Below are 15,955 nucleotides of genomic sequence, written 5' to 3'. Positions count from 1 at the left end.
GCGACCGCAGTTTAGCACCGGGCCGGCCCACGTCGGCCCTCTGCACCGACCGCTTGCATCCGAAGGGCCTGTTGATTAACTTCGAGCGGGTCCGCCGCCGCGCGCGGGCCCGCGGACAGCACAGGGGCTGCCCGCGATCGTCCGCCAACGAGCCCGAAGACGAGCTCGAGCACGAGCCCGACCGCGAACCCGGCGGCAAGACTTCCGAGCGGAGCCGAGATGAATCCGGATGACTATTCGACGGCCGACGACGGCCCGGCGGGCGCCGGCCCGCTGTACTCGGGTACGTTGTCCGACCTGCCGCCGGACATGGACCTGCGCCAGCGCAGCAACCTGGTCCAGCTCGAGCAGCGCCTCCACCGGGAATGGGGCCTCGGCCAGAACTGCATCCTGAACTGGTGTATTCACGACGACGGCGTGCTGCTGCTGGTTGTGCCCCACTATGCGGTGGCGGAGTACACGGCCATGCCGGCGCCCGGGGAGCCGCGCCGCTGGCGGGTGTCGGAGCGCTTCATCATGGACCTGATCTCCGGCCGCCGTCAGCTCACCCCGGCGCAGATGGAGAAGGTCTCGCGCCTGCTGCGGGTGGAACCGCGCCGCGTCCGCCTGCGCGAGCCGCTGCGCGGCACGCCCGCGGAGACGCGGATCATCGACATGATGGTGAAACGCTACGGCATCAGCTACGTCGAGAATCGTGCCGTGGCGCTGTTCGACATCGTCGGCTTCAGTCTGCTGAGCCCGTTCGAACAGATGACCCAGCTGAACAGCCTGTCGTATTCGCTGAATTCGGCCTACGCCAAGATGCTGGAAGGCGAGCTGCGCATCAATTTCGCCCGCTCCTCGACCGGGGACGGCTTCTACATCTGGAACCGGGACGGCGGGGCGGACTCCAACACCAACCTCTATCACTTCATGCACCTGGTGCTGGCCGACAACGCCATCGCCCGCAGCAAGGCGAAGACCGCATCGGTGCCGCGCCTCAGGGCCGCCTTCCACGTCGGCAGCTGCTACGAGTTCCACCAGGCCGACGGCCTCAATCCGACCGTGCACGACTACATCGTGGGCGAAGTCACCATCGAGCTGGCGCGCATGATCGAGCGGGCCATGCCCGGGCAGATCTTCGTGGGCGATTTCCATGCCCGCGGCCCGCTGGACGAGACACCCGGGACCGGGCTGATCGGCCTGGACGCCATCCGCTTCGTGGATCAGGCACAGCACAACCTGCGCAGACTGAAAGGCCTCGTGCTCTCCGGCGAACGCATCTCGGCGATCAAGTGCTATCTCACCGGCGAGAAGCTCGCCTCCGGCAAGTACTCCATCCGCAAGCTGGAGATAGCGGACAAGCACGGGCTGTGCCGCTGCGTGTACAACGCCAAGGTGAACATCTACCGGGAACAGGCCGAACCGATCCTGCTCGGCATCGAGGACCGGGTGCTGCGGCGCGACGCCCATGCGACGCCGACCGCCGAGCTGCTCGCCCGGGATTGAACGAAGAGAAACCGAATGGTCGGGGCGAGAGGATTCGAACCTCCGACCCCCACAACCCCATTGTGGTGCGCTACCAGACTGCGCTACGCCCCGACTTCCGGCGGCTGAATCATACTCCCGCGAGCCGCCATTGCAACCCCGGCATCAGCGCCGGAGAATCTTCATGATCTCTTCAAGTTCTATGCGTAACTGCTTGATAATCTGCTGACTCTGGCTGACGTCAGACTTGGCCGCCTCGCCGGTGAGGCGCTGCCGGGCGCCACCGATGGTGAAGCCCTCGTCGTACAGCAGACTGCGGATCTGGCGGATGATCAGCACGTCCTGGCGCTGATAGTAGCGCCGGTTGCCGCGGCGCTTGACGGGTTTGAGCTGCGGGAATTCCTGCTCCCAGTAGCGCAGCACGTGCGGCTTCACCGCACAGAGTTCACTCACCTCGCCGATGGTGAAATAGCGCTTTCCGGGGATCGGTGGTAATTCGTCGTTATTTCCCGGTTCCAGCATAGGCTTCCACTCGGGCTTTTAATTTTTGTCCGGGCCTGAAAGTCACCACACGTCGTGCGGAGATCGGTATCTCCTCCCCCGTCTTCGGGTTGCGGCCGGGCCGCTCGTTCTTGTCCCGAAGGTCGAAGTTACCGAAGCCCGAAAGCTTTATTTGTTCGCCGGCGGCCAGTGCGGACCGGAGGTCCTCGAAGAAAAGGTCGACCAGTTCGCGAGCTTCTCTCTTGTTGAGACCCAGCTCGTTGAACAGCGACTCCGCCATTGCTGCCTTCGTCAGTGCCATCAGTCTCTCAGTTTCGCTCCGAAGTCCCGTTCCAGAATCTGCACTGCCGAACGCACGGCGGCATCCGCTTCATCGTCGGTAAGGGTGCGCGATGTTTCTTGCAAAATCAAGCCTAAAGCTACGCTTTTTAGCCCTTCTTCTATGCCTTTGCCGCGGTACACATCGAACACGCGGACCTCGCGCAGGGCCCCTTCGCCGACGCCGCCGAGTGCCGCGGCCATGCCGCCGACCGCCACGTCGTCCGCCACCAGCACGGCGATGTCCCGGCGCACCGACGGATAGCGCGAGATCGGCGCGGATACCGGCACTTTCGCGGCGAATGCAGCGGGGAAATCCAGCTCGAAGAGGACGACCGACTCAGGCAGGTCGAGGCGGGATGCCAGCGCCGGGTGCAGCCGGCCGATATGCCCGAGCCGCTCTCCACCCCTGAGCACCGCCGCGCACTGGCCCGGGTGCATCGCGGGATGGGCCGCGGGCTCCGTCCGGACGGCGGCGGCATCGCCGCTCAGCGCCAGTGCGGCCTCCAGGTCCGATTTCATATCGAAGAAGTCCGCAGGACGCTCCTCGGCACCCCACTGCTCGGGCAGCACCGGTCCGCACGCCACCGCCGCCAGCCGGGGCGTCTCCGCCACCGATCCCTCCGCGCCCGAGAAGCACACGCCGATCTCGAACAGCCGCACCCGCGCGCGCTGACGGCTCACGTTTCTGGCGACGGCCTCCAGCAGCCCGGGCAACAGCGAGGAGCGCATCACCGACAGCTCGGAGGAGATGGGATTGGCCAGCGCGAGCACGCCGCTCTCGCCCATGATCTCCTGCTGGCGCCGCGGATCGACGAAGCTGTAGGTAATCGCCTCGTGATAGCCCCGGTCGACCATCGCCGAGCGCACCCGGTCCCGATCCACCGCGGTCTCGGTCACCGCCGGCAGACCCAGGGCGCCGCGCGTACGGATCTCCGGAATCTCGTCGTAGCCATGGACACGGGCCACTTCTTCTATGAGGTCCTCTTCGATGGCGATGTCGAACCGGAAGGTGGGCGGCGTGACCTCCCAGCCCTCGTCCACCGGGGTCACCGTGTTGCCGAGCCGCTCCAGGATGCCCCGGACCTCGCCATCCTCCAGGGTTACGCCGAGGACCCGCGCCAGTCGCTGCCGGCGCAGGAGCACGGCCGCGCGAGCCGGCAGGCAGGCTTCGTCCGCGACCTCGGTCACCGGGCCCGGCGTACCGCCGGCGATGTCGACCAGCAGCGCCGTCGCCCGTTCGATGGCCCGCCGCTGCCGGGCCGGGTCGACGCCGCGCTCGAAGCGCATGGAGGCATCGGTGTGCAGGCCGAAACGCCGCGCCCGGCCGGCTAGTGCGTCCGGCGTGAAGAAAGCGCCCTCCAGCAGCACGTCGACGGTGGTCTCGCTCACCGCGGTGGACTCACCGCCCATGATGCCGGCAAGCCCGATGGGGCCCCGGTCGTCCGCGATGACCAGCACCTCGGCGTCCACATCCACCGTTCGCCCGTCCAGCAGCACCAGCGATTCCCCTTCCTCGCCGGCGCGCACCTGTATCGCCCCCTGCAGCAGTCCGAGATCGTAGCCGTGCAGCGGCTGTCCGTACTCGAGCAGCACATAGTTGGTCACGTCGACGACGGGATGGATGGCGCGGACGCCGCTGCGCCGCAGCCGCTCCTGCATCCACAGCGGGGTGCGGGCGCCAGCGTCTATGCCGCGCACGACGCGGCCGATGAACCGGGGACAGCGCTCCGGGGCCAGCACCCGGATGGGATGCGTCTCGTCGCTGCCGGCGTCCACCGGCGGCACCGACGGATCCGCCAGGGCGGCGCCGGTGAAGGTCGCCACCTCGCGCGCGACCCCGAGGACGCTGAAGCAATCGCCCCGGTTCGGGGTGAGGTCGATATCGATGACGGTATCCGGCAGGCCCAGCAGCTCGCCGAGCGGCGTTCCCGCCACTGCGTCCGCGGGCAGTTCCATGATGCCGTCGGATTCCTCGCCGAGACCGAGTTCGGCGATGGAGCAGAGCATGCCCGCCGACTCGACGCCCCGCAGCTTCGCCCGCTTCAGCTTCAGGCCGTTCGGCAGCACGGTGCCGGGCAGGGCCAGGGCCGAGCGCAGTCCGGGGCGCACATTCGGGGCGCCGCAGACGATCTGCACTTCATCGGCGCCGGTGGCGACCCGGCAGACGCTCAGCCGGTCGGCATCCGGATGCGGCGCGACCTCCAGAACCTCGCCGACCATGACGCCCTCCAGCCCGGCGCCGAAGCGCTCCGTGCCGTCCACCTCCAGACCCGCGAGGGTGAGGCGCTCGACCAGCGCATCGGTCGATGCGTCGGGGTTCACCCAGCGGCGCAGCCATGTCTCGCTGATCTTCATCGGCCCGCGAACTGCTCCAGGAAGGCGAGATCGTTATCGAAGAAGGTGCGCAGGTCGCGGACGTCGTAGCGCAGCATCGCGAGCCGTTCCACGCCCATGCCGAAGGCATAGCCGGTGTATTCCTCCGGATCGACGCCCACGTTGCGCAGCACGTTCGGATGCACCATGCCGCAGCCCAGGATCTCCAGCCAGCGGCCCTGCTCGGAGAGCACGTCCACCTCGGCGGAGGGCTCCGTGAACGGGAAATACGAGGGCCGGAACCGCAGCGTGGCGCGGCGTTCGAAGAACTGCTCGACGAAGTCGTGCAGCACCGCCTTCAGGTTGGCGAAGCTGACGTCGCGGTCGATCACCAGACCCTCCACCTGATGGAACATGGGCGTGTGGGTCTGGTCGGAATCGCAGCGATAGACCCGCCCCGGCGAGATGATCCGGATGGGCACGCCCTCGGCCTGCATCGCGCGGATCTGCACCGGCGAGGTGTGCGTGCGCAGCAGGTGCCCGCCCGGGAAATAGAACGTGTCGTGCATGGCACGGGCGGGATGGTTCTCGGGGATATTCAGGGCCGTAAAGTTATGGAAATCGTCCTCGATCTCCGGCCCTTCGCGCACCTCGAAACCGGCGTTGCGGAAGATGGCCTCCATCCGCTCCAGCGCACGCACGACGGGATGGCGCCCGCCGGGACGCTGGCCCCGGCCCGACAACGTGACGTCGAGCGCCTCCGCCGCCAGCCCCGCCTCGAGCGCCTCGGCCTCCAGCGCCGCACGGCGCTCGGCGATGGCATCGGCGACGGCGCGCTTCGCCGCGTTGATACGCTGGCCCGCCGCCGGCCGCTCCGCGGCCGGCAGGCCGCCCAGGCTCTTCAGCGCGGCGGTGAGTTCGCCCTTCTTGCCGAGCAGCCTGACACGGATGCGATCCAGCGCCTCGAGATCCGGGGCCGCCGCGATATCTTCGCGCGCACGCGCTTCAATCCCGTCGAGATCAAGCATGCTTCCAGGGTTCCCGCTGCGGGGTCCCCGCCACGGTCAGGCGGAGAGACCGGCCCTGGCCTGCTCGGCGATGGCGGCGAAGCCCTCCGGATCGTGCACCGCGATGTCCGCGAGGACCTTGCGGTCGATCTCGATCTCGGCCTTCTTCAGGCCGTTCATCAGTCGGCTGTACGACAGGCCGTTCGCCCGCGCAGCCGCGTTGATGCGGGTAATCCAGAGCGCGCGGAACTCGCGCTTGCGATTGCGGCGGTCACGGTAGGCGTACTGGCCGGCCTTGATGACCGCCTGTTTCGCCACCCGGTAGGTCTTGCGCCGGGCACCGTAATAGCCCTTCGCCTTGTCCAGTACCTTCTTGTGGCGACCGCGGGCGATGACGCCTCGTTTCACTCGTGCCATGGTCCTGCCCTCCTCAGCTGTACGGCAGCATGCGACGCACGGCCGGTACGTCGGCGTCGGCTACCTGAAGTGTGTGACGAAGATGGCGCTTACGCTTGGTGCTCTTCTTCGTCAGGATATGGTTGAGGTGGGACTGGGAACGCTTGTAGCCGCCCTTGCCCGTGCGGCGGAAGCGCTTGGCGGCGCCCCGGTTGGTCTTCATCTTCGACATCGTCGTCTCCGTTTTGTCTGGCCTGGTACCGGTCGTTGCCGGATCAGGCGGGCTCGGCACCCGCAGGCGTCCTCGCCACTTCTCTTTACGTCGGGCCTGACGGCCCTCGTGCGTATCGGGCCTGAAGGCCCTTCTGCCTATCGGGCCTGAAGGCCCTCCTACCTGTCGGGCCTGAAGGCCCTCCTACTTCTTTCTCGGTGCCAGCACCATGACCATCTGCCGCCCTTCCATCTGCGGCATCTGCTCGACGGTGGCAAGCTCGTCGAGATCGTCGCGTACTCTTGCCAGCAGTTTGGCGCCGAGTTCCTGGTGGGCCATCTCGCGGCCACGGAATCTCAGCGTCACCTTCGTCTTGTCGCCACTCGTGAGGAATCTCGTGAGATTCCTCAGTTTCACCTGGTAGTCACCCTCGTCCGTATTCGGCCGGAACTTGACTTCCTTGACGTGAACCTGCTTCTGCTTGCGCTTGGCGGTCTGGGCCTTCTTGTTCTGCTCGAAGATGTACTTGCCGTAGTCCATGATCCGGCAAACGGGCGGATCGGCGTTCGGCGACACTTCCACCAGATCCATGTTCTGACCGGATGAAAGCTCGAGTGCTTCGGACAGTGGCAGTACGCCGACCTGGTCCCCGTCGGCTCCGATGACTCTGACCGTCGACGCATCGATCTCGTCGTTGCGTCGGACGCGTTTTGGTGCAGCGATACGAAGTTCCTCCAATAAACAACGGCCGCGGCTCGCGACCCGTTCCGCCGGCCCGTCGAGGCCGACCCGGGTAAGCGCGTGCCCACGGCCCGTGTCGAACACGGACACGGGCGTTCTCGCTGACGCCCGTATACCGTTCGCAGATTCCGGAATTTTATCGCCGGCCCCGCCCGGAGACAAGCCCGCAGCGGCGCAATTTTACTCGCCGCAACAGTCTGTTGGCCTACTCCGGAGGCACCCGCCGGGATGCAACTGGTGGGCGATGGTGGGATCGAACCACCGACCTCCACGATGTCAACGTGGCGCTCTACCCCTGAGCTAATCGCCCGCCTCCCCCTCGCAGGGGTGCGCAAAGATACCGGATTGTCACCAATGCAGGCAAGCGGCTCAGCCGGCCGCCACGTCGTCCAGCCCGAGCCCGACGCGGCGGATGCGCTCGATCTCGTCGCGCAGCTTCGCCGCCTGCTCGAACTCCAGGTCCCGGGCGTGGCGGTACATCTGCTGCTCCAGCCGGTTCGCCCTGCGCAGCAGCTCGTCCTCGCTCATGCCCTCCCACTCCGGATGGTCCTCGGCCACCCGCCGGCGACCGCGGCCGCGGCCCGGTGCCGAGCGCGCGCCCTCCATGATGTCCGCCACCTGCTTGCGAATGGTCTGGGGGGTTACCCCGTGCTCGGCGTTGAAGGTCTCCTGCTTCGACCGGCGCCGCCCGGTCTCGTCCAGCGCCCGCTGCATGGAACCGGTGATCCGGTCCGCGTACAGGATGGCCTTGCCGTGGATATTCCGCGCCGCCCGGCCGATCGTCTGGATCAGCGATCCCTCGGAACGCAGGAAGCCCTCCTTGTCCGCATCCAGGATCGCCACCAGCGAGACCTCGGGCATGTCCAGCCCCTCGCGCAGCAGGTTGATACCCACCAGCACGTCGAACTCGCCGAGGCGCAGGTCGCGGATGATCTCCGTGCGCTCGACGGTGTCGATATCGGAGTGCAGGTAGCGCACCCGCACCGAGTGCTCGGCCAGGTATTCGGTGAGGTCCTCCGCCATGCGCTTGGTCAGCGTCGTGATCAGTACCCGTTCGTCCAGCGCCACCCGCTCCCGGATCTCGGAGAGCACGTCGTCCACCTGGGCGCGCACGGGCCGCACCTCGACCTCGGGGTCCACCAGACCCGTGGGCCGGACCACCTGCTCGACCACCGCGTCCGCATGTTCGTATTCGTAGCGCCCGGGGGTCGCCGAGACGTAGACGGTCTGGGGCGCCAGCGCCTCGAACTCGTCGAAGCGCAGCGGCCGGTTGTCCAGCGCCGAGGGCAGTCGGAAGCCGTACTCGACCAGGGTCTCCTTGCGCGATCGGTCGCCCTTGTACATGCCGCCGAGCTGGGGGATGGTCACGTGACTCTCGTCGACCACCAGCATCGCGTCCGGCGGCAGATAATCGAACAGGCACGGCGGCGGCTCCCCCGGCGCCCGGCCGGAGAGGTAGCGGGAGTAGTTCTCGATGCCCTGGCAGTAACCGAGCTCGGCGATCATCTCCAGATCGAACTGGGTGCGCTGCTCGAGACGCTGCGCCTCCAGCAGCTTGCCCGTGTCCCGCAGGACCCCGAGCCGCTCCTTCAGCTCCGATTTGATGTCGTCGATGGCGGCCAGCAGCCGCTCCCGCGGTGTCACGTAATGGGTCTTCGGGTACACCGTCAGCCGGGGCACCCGGGCCGTGACCTCCCCGGTCAGCGGGTCGAACCACGCGAGCGACTCGATCTCGTCGTCGAACAGCTCGATGCGCACCGCCTCGCGCTCGGACTCCGCCGGGAACACGTCGATCAGGTCACCACGCACGCGGTAGGTGCCCTGGGAGAGCTCCATGTCGTTGCGCTTGTACTGCATCTCCGCCAGCTTGCGCAGCATCGTGCGCTGGTCGAGCCGGTCGCCCCGGACCAGGTGCAGCACCATGCTGAAATAGGCCTCCGGGTCGCCCAGGCCGTAGATGGCGGACACGGTGGCGACGATGATCGCATCCGGCCGCTCGATCAGCGCCTTGGTGGCCGACAGCCGCATCTGCTCGATGTGGTCGTTGATCGAGGCGTCCTTCTCGATGTAGGTATCCGACGCGGGCACGTACGCCTCGGGCTGGTAGTAGTCGTAATAGGAGACGAAGTACTCCACCGCGTTATTGGGGAAGAACTCCCGGAACTCGCCGTAGAGCTGGGCTGCCAGCGTCTTGTTCGGCGCCAGCACGATCGTCGGCCGCTGCACCTGCTGCACGACGTTGGCGATCGTGAATGTCTTGCCGGAACCGGTGACGCCGAGCAGGATCTGGCGGGCGAGCCCGTCGCGTACCCCCTCCACGAGCGAGCGTATCGCCTGCGGCTGGTCGCCGGCGGGTTCGTAGTTCGAAGCCAGTGTGAAACGTCTTTCGGACATCGCTCGAGTTATGCATGTGGGGCCGGGTCGGCAACGCCGCCAGCGGCTACCATGGGCGCCGTCCCGGTTGGGGGCCCGACAGTGTTCCAGTACCATTCGGCGGAGAATCCCGCCCGGAGGCAAGCACTTGAGTCTAACAGTTTCGAGCCGGCTGAGCCGCGTGCGTCCCTCGCCCACCATGGCCGTCACCGCCCTCGCCGCCGAGCTTCGCGCCGCCGGCAGGGACGTCATCGGCCTCGGCGCCGGCGAGCCCGATTTCGACACGCCGGAGCACATCCGCGAGGCCGCCATCGAGGCGATCCGCGCCGGCCGTACCCGCTACACCGCGGTGGACGGCATCGCGGAACTGCGCGAAGCGGTGGCGGAGAAGTTCCGCCGCGACAACGGACTGGAGTACGCCGCGGATCGCGTCATCGTCTCCGGCGGCGCCAAACAGATCTGCTACAACGTCTGTCAGGCGGTGCTGAACCCGGGCGACGAGGCCGTCATCCAGGCGCCTTACTGGGTCTCCTATCCGGACATGGTGCGTCTCGCGGCCGGCGAGCCGGTCATCGTGGAGACCGGCCTCGAGAGCGGCTTCCGCATGCGGCCGGAGCAACTGGAGGCCGCCATCACGCCCCGCACCCGCCTCGTGATCCTGAACAGCCCGGGCAACCCCAGCGGCGCCGGCTACCGCCGCGAGGAGCTGGCCGCGCTGGGCGAGGTGCTCGCCGGCCACCCGGACATCGTCGTGGCCACGGACGAGATCTACGAGCACATCTGGTGGGCGGACGAGCCCTTCACCTCGCTCGCCGGGGCCTGCCCGGCGCTGTTCGAGCGCACCGTGACCATCAACGGGGTCTCCAAGTGCTACGCCATGACCGGATGGCGGATCGGCTACGCGGCCGGGCCGGCAACCCTGGTCGGCGCGATGAAGAAGATCCAGAGCCAGAGCACGTCGAACGCCTGCACGGTCTCCCAGTATGCGGCGCTGGCCGCCCTGACCGGCGATCAGTCCTGCGTTGCCGAAATGAACCGGGCATTCCGGCAACGGCACGACTTCGTGGTCGACGCCCTGAACGGCATCGACGGCGTCGCCTGCCGGCCCGGCGAGGGCACGTTCTACGCCTTCGCCGACGCCCGGGAGGCCATCGCACGCCTGGGTCTGGCCGACGACACCGACCTCTGCCAGATGCTGCTGAACGAGGCCGGCGTCGCCCTGGTGCCCGGGTCGGCGTTCGGCACGCCCGGACACTTCAGGCTGTCGTATGCCTGCGGCCTGGAGACGTTGCGGGATGCGCTCGGCCGGCTGGAATCGGCCCTCGGCCGCCGCGACGCGGTCACTTGACTTGGATTGCCGCCTCCCCCAGAATTCTGCGCCTGCTGCGGCACGCTGCAGCGTCCTGCCATTCCCCGGTAGCTCAGTTGGTAGAGCGGTTGACTGTTAATCAATTGGTCGCTGGTTCGAGTCCGGCCCGGGGAGCCAGATTCCGGAATCCCTGGTAAGACCGGAGATTTCCTCGAAAGCCCGCCACCGTGCGGGCTTTTTCGTGGGCGCACGCGTATCCCCTGTCAGAGAAATTGCATCATCAGCGTCGCGATACCGAGGAAAGAGAAGAAGCCCGCGATATCGGTGACGGTGGTGAGAACAATCGAGGACGAGGTGGCCGGGTCCTGACCGAGCCGGGTCAGGAGAATCGGGATCAGCGCGCCCGCGAAGCCGGCGGCCACCATCGCCAGGATCATCGAGGAGAAGATGACAGCCACGAGCCCGGCCGACTGGCTCCAGAACCACACGCCGAGCCCGCAGGTGACCGCGATACCGATGCCGTTCACCAGGCCGACGATGACCTCCTTGCGGACCACCCGCAGCCACTGGCGCACGCTGATCTCCCGCAGCGCCAGGCCGCGCATGGTCACGGCGAGAGCCTGGGCGCCTGCGTTACCGGACTGTCCCGCGACCACCGGCAACAGGACCGCCAGCGCCGTAACCTGGGCGATGGTGGCCTCGAACAGTCCGACCACGGCGGCCGCCAGGAACGCGGTCAGCAGGTTGATCTGCAGCCAGGGCATGCGCCGCCGAACGGTGAACATGGGGGTGGACAGCGCCTTCTCCGCACGACCGGCACCGACCATGGTCTGGATGTCGATAGACGCGTCCTCCTGGACCGCCCGGGCGAGATCGTCGTGCGTCACCGCACCGAGGAATACGCCCTCGCCGTCCACCACCGGCAGATCGAGGATGCGATAGCCCTCGAACGCGTGCGTCACGGTCTCCATGGAATCCATCGGATGCACGGTCATACTGACCGGGAGCTCGAGCGCCGACAGCGGCAGATCCCGGCTCGACAGGGCGACGTCTTTCAGCGGCGCCCTCCCGGTCAGGCGACCGGCGCCGTCCACCAGGAACAGCGACCGGGCCGTCAGCATGCCGGACTCACCGAGCGCGCGCAGCAACTGGCCGACCGTCAGATCCCGCCGGTATGCGCCGACGCCCGGGTTCATCACCCGGCCCGCGGTATCCGGCGGATAGGAACCCAGACGCTCCAGTTCGTCGCGCACGGCGGGCTCGAGGCGCGCCTGACGTCCGGCCCGCTCGTCCTGCGGCAGGGAGGCCATGATCCGAAGAGTCTGTGCCGGTTGCAGCTCTTCCAGAATGCGATCGCCGAGACCCTCCGGCAGTGCCGTCAGCAGCCGGGCCGCGCTATCAGGCATCAGGAATGCGAATACCGGCGCGAGGGTGGCCGCCGACTGGCGTGAGACGGCGTCCAGTACTTCCGCCGGCTCCAGTTCCTCGATGCGGCGCGCCGCCTCTACCGGAAATTCGCGCAGATAGCGCCGCGTCATCAGGTCCTCTGCAATCGCAAGATCGTTGCTGGTCACGTCCTTCTCCCCGTGTCGGGGCCGGCAGACCGGCCATCGGCGAATTGCAGGAGACCGCCGACGAAACCCACGAACGCATCGGCCAGCGCGACCGGCAAGGCATCGTCAGCACGGCCGGCAGCAGTGGACTCGACCGCCAGCGCTTCGCGCAGCGCGCTGCGCGAGATCGTGCCGATGACGTGTTCCTGCCGACTCACGACCGGCAGGCTGAGATAGCGGTCCCAGGCCTCCAGCGGCCGGATGGCCGCGACACGCGCCCGTGCGGACAGCGGCGCAACGCTGCGGTCAGTGATCTCGCCGAGCGGCGTGCGCCCGCTGTAGCGCAGGAGCAGAACCGGATCGACGAGGCCGGACAGGCGCCGCTGGTCGTCGACCACGATCACGCAGCCGGTTTCCGCCCGCGTGGCCTGACGCACCAGCTCGCGGGCATCTGCCACCGTCTGATCCGCAGCCTGGGTCAGTATCGCGGGCGTCATGTGTGCACCCACGGTATCGGCCGGAAAATCGAGGGTGGCTCGCAGATCGCGGCGCACCGCTCTCGGCAGTTCCGCGAGGACCGTCTCCCTGAAATCGGCGGGCATCAGGCGCAGAAGTGCCGCTGCGTTCTGGTAGGCCAGGCCCCGCAGCACGGCGGCTGCGGTATCTGCGGGCATGCCCGCGAGCCGCTCGCAGGCGACCGAGGGACCCATACGCGAAATCACCCGGCTCGCGAAACGTGCCGGAATATCCGCCAGCAGGGCCCGCGCCTTCGCCGGCTCCATCGCCGTCAGCGCGCGCGCCGCCGTGTCGGGCTGGCGGTCGATGAAAGACAGGATCAGAGAGCGCGGCGTCTTCGCCTTCTTCCTGGCCATACCCCTAGTCACCCTCCCGGCCCGCCTCTTCACGGTCCGCGCCGCGCTCCGGATCGGCGGTCAGGATGAGCACACGGCCCGCGTCCAGCCGGTGGGCGGGCAGCAGCACCCTCCCCTCATCCGTCTCGAGAGCTATGTGCGTGCGGGAGATCTCGAGCAGTTCGCCCTCGGCATCGTCGACCCGCAGACGCATGCCGGGGAGCAGCACGTGACGGGCGTTGCGGGCGGCGATGAGATTGGAGACGAATGTACCGGAACCCGCCGCGAAAGAGACCACCACTCCGAACACGGCACCGCCCAGGATCACGGTGAAGGCGATCAGCAGTATCGCCACCTCTATCCCCGCCTGATCCAGTCCGATGATGAGCGCGATGGCGAGAACGGCCAGCTGAGCCAGCCGGCCGAGCAGTGCTGCAGTACGCAGCTCGGCCGCCTCGGCGGACGAGGCGACGAACTCGCGCAGATAGACGCTCGCAAAATAGCCGACCACCAGGATGGAGGCCCCGATGATCACGCTCGGCAGATGGACCACGAGCTGATTCAGCCACTGCCCGATGGAACCGATGCCGACCACGCCTGCCGCGAGCACCAGCGCCAGAATCAACACGAGCCAGAAAGCGATCTCGCCGGTGACCGTCGTGAAGGCGAGCGAGATGCGCACCCCCGCCGCGGAGCCCCGACGAAGCGCCCGTTCGAGCAGCCGATTGGCGAACTCGGCAGAGCGGCGGGCGCCCCGGCGTGCCAGTCGGGCCAGGAACCAGCCAGCGATGACCACCAGCGATGCGGCGACCAGCGATGGCAGGTTGGCCGCCACGGCTTGATAGACCCCGCTCAGGGTCTCGGTCAGAAAACTCGATGGGGAGGTTTCGGCGGTTCCCAGGGTACTGCTCCCTTGCTGCGACTGCGTCTCATCATACAGCTACAGTCGGACGCGCCAGCCACCCAGGGGCGGCGCGATGCAGTTCGCGGTCCATGGGGACCGGTCCGTCAGGCAGGTCGGATTGCTCCTCGGAACGGCGATCGAGCGCCAGGAAATCTTCTAGAATCTATCGAGAACTACTATCTAATATTATGATTTTATTCTTATTCTGTTGCCCTGTTCTCGCGTTCTGGCAGTACTCGTATCGGCTCGCCATCTCCTGCGGGCCGCAGCAGATAGCCCCCTTCCGCCTCCGGGTCCGGAATCACCTCCGCCTCGAAGGGCAATTCCCGCTCGCCGTCCGGCTGATCGTCCCGCAGCCGCCAGTAGCGGCCGTCGTCACTCACGTAGCGCCGCCAGTCCCGCCCGCGGCGATGCTCGTGGACGAAGGCGACGACCCGGATGTCCCGGAAGCGGGCTTGATAGTCGTCAGGCCGCTCGCCGCGCCCTTCCATGACCGTCGAATAGCGGCGGGAGCCGTCCTCCCCGGCCGCGGCCTCGGACAGCTTCTCCGCTGCGAGGCGGTCGAAACAGGCCAGCCGCTCCGCATCGTCCTGCAGCGCCACGCAGCGCCTTAGTTCGGCGGTGGACCAGGTCTGCGCCGGCGCAATTGCCGGGCACAGCAAGAGCACGGTACTCGCCAGTGCAGGGCCGACTGTCAGGGTTACCCGCCGGTGCACCATCACTCCGTCCGGCTCCGGAGATACTCACGGAACGGCTCGCCCAGCGTCGGGTGCTTCAGGGCCAGTTCCACCGTCGCCTGCAGGTAACCGAGCTTGCTGCCGCAGTCGTAGCGCGTGCCCTCGAAGGTGTAGGCGTAGACGGGATGGGTATCCAGCATGGCGGCGATCCCGTCGGTCAGCTGAATCTCGCCCCCGGCACCACGCTCCGTCTTCTCCAGCTTGTCGAAGACCACCGGGTCCAGCAGGTAGCGCCCCACCACCGCCAGCGTCGACGGCGCGTCCTCGGGCGCGGGTTTCTCCACCATCTGGCGGATCCGCTGGCGCCCCGGTGCATCCTCTTCCACGGCCACGATGCCATAGCTGGAGGTCTTGTCCCGGGGGACCTCCTGCACGGCGAGGACACTGCCGTCATGGTCGGCGTACTCGGCCGCCATCTGCTTCAGGCAGGGCACCTCGGCGTCGATCAGGTCGTCGGCCAGGTGGACGAAGAACGGCTCGTTGCCCACCGCAGGCCGCGCGCAGAGCACGGCATGGCCCAGGCCGAGGGGGATGCCCTGGCGGATGAACACGCAGTCCACGCCTGCCGGCAGCGTGTTGCGCACCGAATCGAGCAGGCGTTCCTTGCCGGATCCGGCGAGGGCGCGTTCCAGTTCCGGGTCGACGTCGAAGTGATCCTCGATCGCCCGCTTCGTGCTGCCGGTGACGAATACCAGCTTGGTCGCACCCGCCGCGATCGCCTCTTCCACCGCGTATTGGATCAGCGGCTTGTCGACCACCGGCAGCATCTCCTTCGGGCTGGCCTTGGTGGCCGGCAGGAAACGGGTTCCCCTGCCGGCGACGGGGAAGACGGCGGTCTTTACCGGTTTGCTCAATGTCGCGCTCCTCTTGCAGGTGGCGCGACCAGTTTAGCGGGAGCACCCGTGGTTGACCATGCGGTCCCCGCCGGCGCAGGCGGGGACCGCGGTGCGACCGGCCCGGTCTACTCGGCGGATTTCTCCGCGGCGGCCAGGCGGATATTGTCCCGATTGGCCGCCAGGATGCGCTCTCCCACGCCTTTCACCGCCAGCAGGTCGTCGACGCTGCGGAACGGCCCGTTCGCCTGCCGGTAGGCCACGATGGCGCGCGCGCGGGCGATGCCGATCCCGTCCAGCTCGGCCGCGATGGTCTCGGCGTCCGCCGTGTTGACGTTGACCGGGCCCGAGACGGCGGCCAGCGGCGCCAGCAGGCCCGCGAGCAACGCCGTGATCCATGGGGTTTTCCTCGTCATTGCATTGTTCCTCCGGTTGCGG

General features: G+C 67.6%; 16 protein-coding genes and 3 tRNA genes. 3 read left to right on the top strand and 16 right to left on the bottom strand.

Features of this window, described 5'->3' with window-relative positions:
• Nucleotides 1–219 precede the first annotated feature (219 nt).
• The gene (locus tag ACJMK0_RS11985) at nt 220–1,488 is read left to right on the top strand and encodes a hypothetical protein (protein WP_405238655.1); all 1,269 of its coding nucleotides are present in this window, start codon (nt 220–222) and stop codon (nt 1,486–1,488) included.
• A 16-nt stretch (nt 1,489–1,504) separates the two neighbouring features.
• On the opposite strand, the gene ACJMK0_RS11980 is transcribed toward ACJMK0_RS11985, so the two are convergent.
• The 10 genes from ACJMK0_RS11980 to uvrB all read right to left on the bottom strand — a co-directional run bounded on the left by ACJMK0_RS11980 (nt 1,505) and on the right by uvrB (nt 9,351).
• A tRNA-Pro gene (locus tag ACJMK0_RS11980) sits at nt 1,505–1,581 on the bottom strand.
• A 51-nt stretch (nt 1,582–1,632) separates the two neighbouring features.
• Nucleotides 1,633–1,989 (bottom strand): MerR family transcriptional regulator, encoded by a 357-nt coding sequence (locus tag ACJMK0_RS11975; RefSeq protein WP_405233365.1) that lies wholly within the window; start codon nt 1,987–1,989, stop codon nt 1,633–1,635.
• Nucleotides 1,970–2,269: an integration host factor subunit alpha gene (ihfA, locus tag ACJMK0_RS11970; protein WP_405220684.1), complete on the bottom strand. Its 300-nt coding sequence runs from the start codon at nt 2,267–2,269 to the stop codon at nt 1,970–1,972. The genes ACJMK0_RS11975 and ihfA overlap by 20 nt, the downstream gene beginning before the upstream one ends.
• Nucleotides 2,269–4,644 (bottom strand): phenylalanine--tRNA ligase subunit beta, encoded by a 2,376-nt coding sequence (gene pheT, locus ACJMK0_RS11965; RefSeq protein WP_405238654.1) that lies wholly within the window; start codon nt 4,642–4,644, stop codon nt 2,269–2,271. The genes ihfA and pheT overlap by 1 nt, the downstream gene beginning before the upstream one ends.
• The gene (gene pheS / locus ACJMK0_RS11960) at nt 4,641–5,630 is read right to left on the bottom strand and encodes a phenylalanine--tRNA ligase subunit alpha (RefSeq protein ID WP_405238653.1); all 990 of its coding nucleotides are present in this window, start codon (nt 5,628–5,630) and stop codon (nt 4,641–4,643) included. Before pheS ends, pheT begins: the two co-directional genes overlap by 4 nt.
• A gap of 36 nt (nt 5,631–5,666) precedes the next feature.
• Entirely contained in the window at nt 5,667–6,026 is a 360-nt protein-coding gene (gene rplT, locus ACJMK0_RS11955) for a 50S ribosomal protein L20 (RefSeq protein ID WP_405238652.1), read from the bottom strand.
• A 13-nt stretch (nt 6,027–6,039) separates the two neighbouring features.
• A complete protein-coding gene (gene rpmI / locus ACJMK0_RS11950) occupies nt 6,040–6,237 on the bottom strand; it encodes a 50S ribosomal protein L35 (protein WP_405220692.1) in 198 nt (65 codons plus the stop codon).
• Nucleotides 6,238–6,420: 183 nt separating this feature from the next.
• The gene (gene infC, locus ACJMK0_RS11945; protein ID WP_405239049.1) at nt 6,421–6,954 is read right to left on the bottom strand and encodes a translation initiation factor IF-3; all 534 of its coding nucleotides are present in this window, start codon (nt 6,952–6,954) and stop codon (nt 6,421–6,423) included.
• Nucleotides 6,955–7,192: 238 nt separating this feature from the next.
• Nucleotides 7,193–7,267 (bottom strand) — tRNA-Val (locus tag ACJMK0_RS11940).
• Nucleotides 7,268–7,326: 59 nt separating this feature from the next.
• Nucleotides 7,327–9,351, bottom strand: a complete 2,025-nt coding sequence (gene uvrB, locus ACJMK0_RS11935; protein WP_405238651.1) for an excinuclease ABC subunit UvrB — start codon at nt 9,349–9,351, stop codon at nt 7,327–7,329.
• A gap of 127 nt (nt 9,352–9,478) precedes the next feature.
• On the opposite strand from uvrB, the gene ACJMK0_RS11930 reads away from it, so the two are divergent.
• Nucleotides 9,479–10,678 carry a pyridoxal phosphate-dependent aminotransferase gene (locus tag ACJMK0_RS11930; protein ID WP_405238650.1) on the top strand — a complete coding sequence of 400 codons (1,200 nt, stop codon included), beginning with the start codon at nt 9,479–9,481 and terminating at the stop codon, nt 10,676–10,678.
• A 62-nt stretch (nt 10,679–10,740) separates the two neighbouring features.
• Nucleotides 10,741–10,816, top strand: a tRNA-Asn gene (locus tag ACJMK0_RS11925).
• An 86-nt stretch (nt 10,817–10,902) separates the two neighbouring features.
• Here the strand turns inward: ACJMK0_RS11925 and ACJMK0_RS11920 are convergent.
• From ACJMK0_RS11920 to ACJMK0_RS11895, 6 genes are all read right to left on the bottom strand, one after another.
• Nucleotides 10,903–12,213: a magnesium transporter gene (locus ACJMK0_RS11920; RefSeq protein WP_405238649.1), complete on the bottom strand. Its 1,311-nt coding sequence runs from the start codon at nt 12,211–12,213 to the stop codon at nt 10,903–10,905.
• A complete protein-coding gene (locus ACJMK0_RS11915; RefSeq protein WP_405238648.1) occupies nt 12,210–13,064 on the bottom strand; it encodes a magnesium transporter MgtE N-terminal domain-containing protein in 855 nt (284 codons plus the stop codon). The genes ACJMK0_RS11920 and ACJMK0_RS11915 overlap by 4 nt, the downstream gene beginning before the upstream one ends.
• A 4-nt stretch (nt 13,065–13,068) precedes the next feature.
• On the bottom strand, nt 13,069–13,878 hold the full coding sequence (locus ACJMK0_RS11910; RefSeq protein ID WP_405238647.1) for a mechanosensitive ion channel family protein: 810 nt from the start codon (nt 13,876–13,878) through the stop codon (nt 13,069–13,071).
• A gap of 269 nt (nt 13,879–14,147) precedes the next feature.
• On the bottom strand, nt 14,148–14,615 hold the full coding sequence (locus ACJMK0_RS11905) for a hypothetical protein (RefSeq protein ID WP_405238646.1): 468 nt from the start codon (nt 14,613–14,615) through the stop codon (nt 14,148–14,150).
• 50 nt (nt 14,616–14,665) lie between these two features.
• A complete protein-coding gene (gene galU / locus ACJMK0_RS11900; RefSeq protein ID WP_405238645.1) occupies nt 14,666–15,538 on the bottom strand; it encodes a UTP--glucose-1-phosphate uridylyltransferase GalU in 873 nt (290 codons plus the stop codon).
• Nucleotides 15,539–15,645: 107 nt separating this feature from the next.
• Entirely contained in the window at nt 15,646–15,933 is a 288-nt protein-coding gene (locus ACJMK0_RS11895; protein WP_405220706.1) for a ComEA family DNA-binding protein, read from the bottom strand.
• Nucleotides 15,934–15,955: the final 22 nt, after the last annotated feature.

Source organism: Lentisalinibacter orientalis (assembly GCF_040706535.1).
GTDB classification, from domain to species: domain Bacteria; phylum Pseudomonadota; class Gammaproteobacteria; order Steroidobacterales; family Woeseiaceae; genus Lentisalinibacter; species Lentisalinibacter orientalis.
Note: the sequence above shows the minus strand (reverse complement) of the source record. Positions and strands in the feature narration are given on the sequence as shown.

Excerpts from the sequence above, each read along its gene's own strand:
- uvrB (WP_405238651.1), bottom strand. The coding sequence starts at position 9,351 with ATGTCCGAAAGACGTTTCACACTGGCTTCGAACTACGAACCCGCCGGC.
- rplT (WP_405238652.1), bottom strand. The coding sequence starts at position 6,026 with ATGGCACGAGTGAAACGAGGCGTCATCGCCCGCGGTCGCCACAAGAAG.
- ACJMK0_RS11975 (WP_405233365.1), bottom strand. The coding sequence starts at position 1,989 with ATGCTGGAACCGGGAAATAACGACGAATTACCACCGATCCCCGGAAAG.
- ACJMK0_RS11895 (WP_405220706.1), bottom strand. The coding sequence starts at position 15,933 with ATGACGAGGAAAACCCCATGGATCACGGCGTTGCTCGCGGGCCTGCTG.
- pheT (WP_405238654.1), bottom strand. The coding sequence starts at position 4,644 with ATGAAGATCAGCGAGACATGGCTGCGCCGCTGGGTGAACCCCGACGCA.
- ACJMK0_RS11915 (WP_405238648.1), bottom strand. The coding sequence starts at position 13,064 with ATGGCCAGGAAGAAGGCGAAGACGCCGCGCTCTCTGATCCTGTCTTTC.
- ACJMK0_RS11985 (WP_405238655.1), top strand. The coding sequence starts at position 220 with ATGAATCCGGATGACTATTCGACGGCCGACGACGGCCCGGCGGGCGCC.
- rpmI (WP_405220692.1), bottom strand. The coding sequence starts at position 6,237 with ATGTCGAAGATGAAGACCAACCGGGGCGCCGCCAAGCGCTTCCGCCGC.
- pheS (WP_405238653.1), bottom strand. The coding sequence starts at position 5,630 with ATGCTTGATCTCGACGGGATTGAAGCGCGTGCGCGCGAAGATATCGCG.
- ihfA (WP_405220684.1), bottom strand. The coding sequence starts at position 2,269 with ATGGCACTGACGAAGGCAGCAATGGCGGAGTCGCTGTTCAACGAGCTG.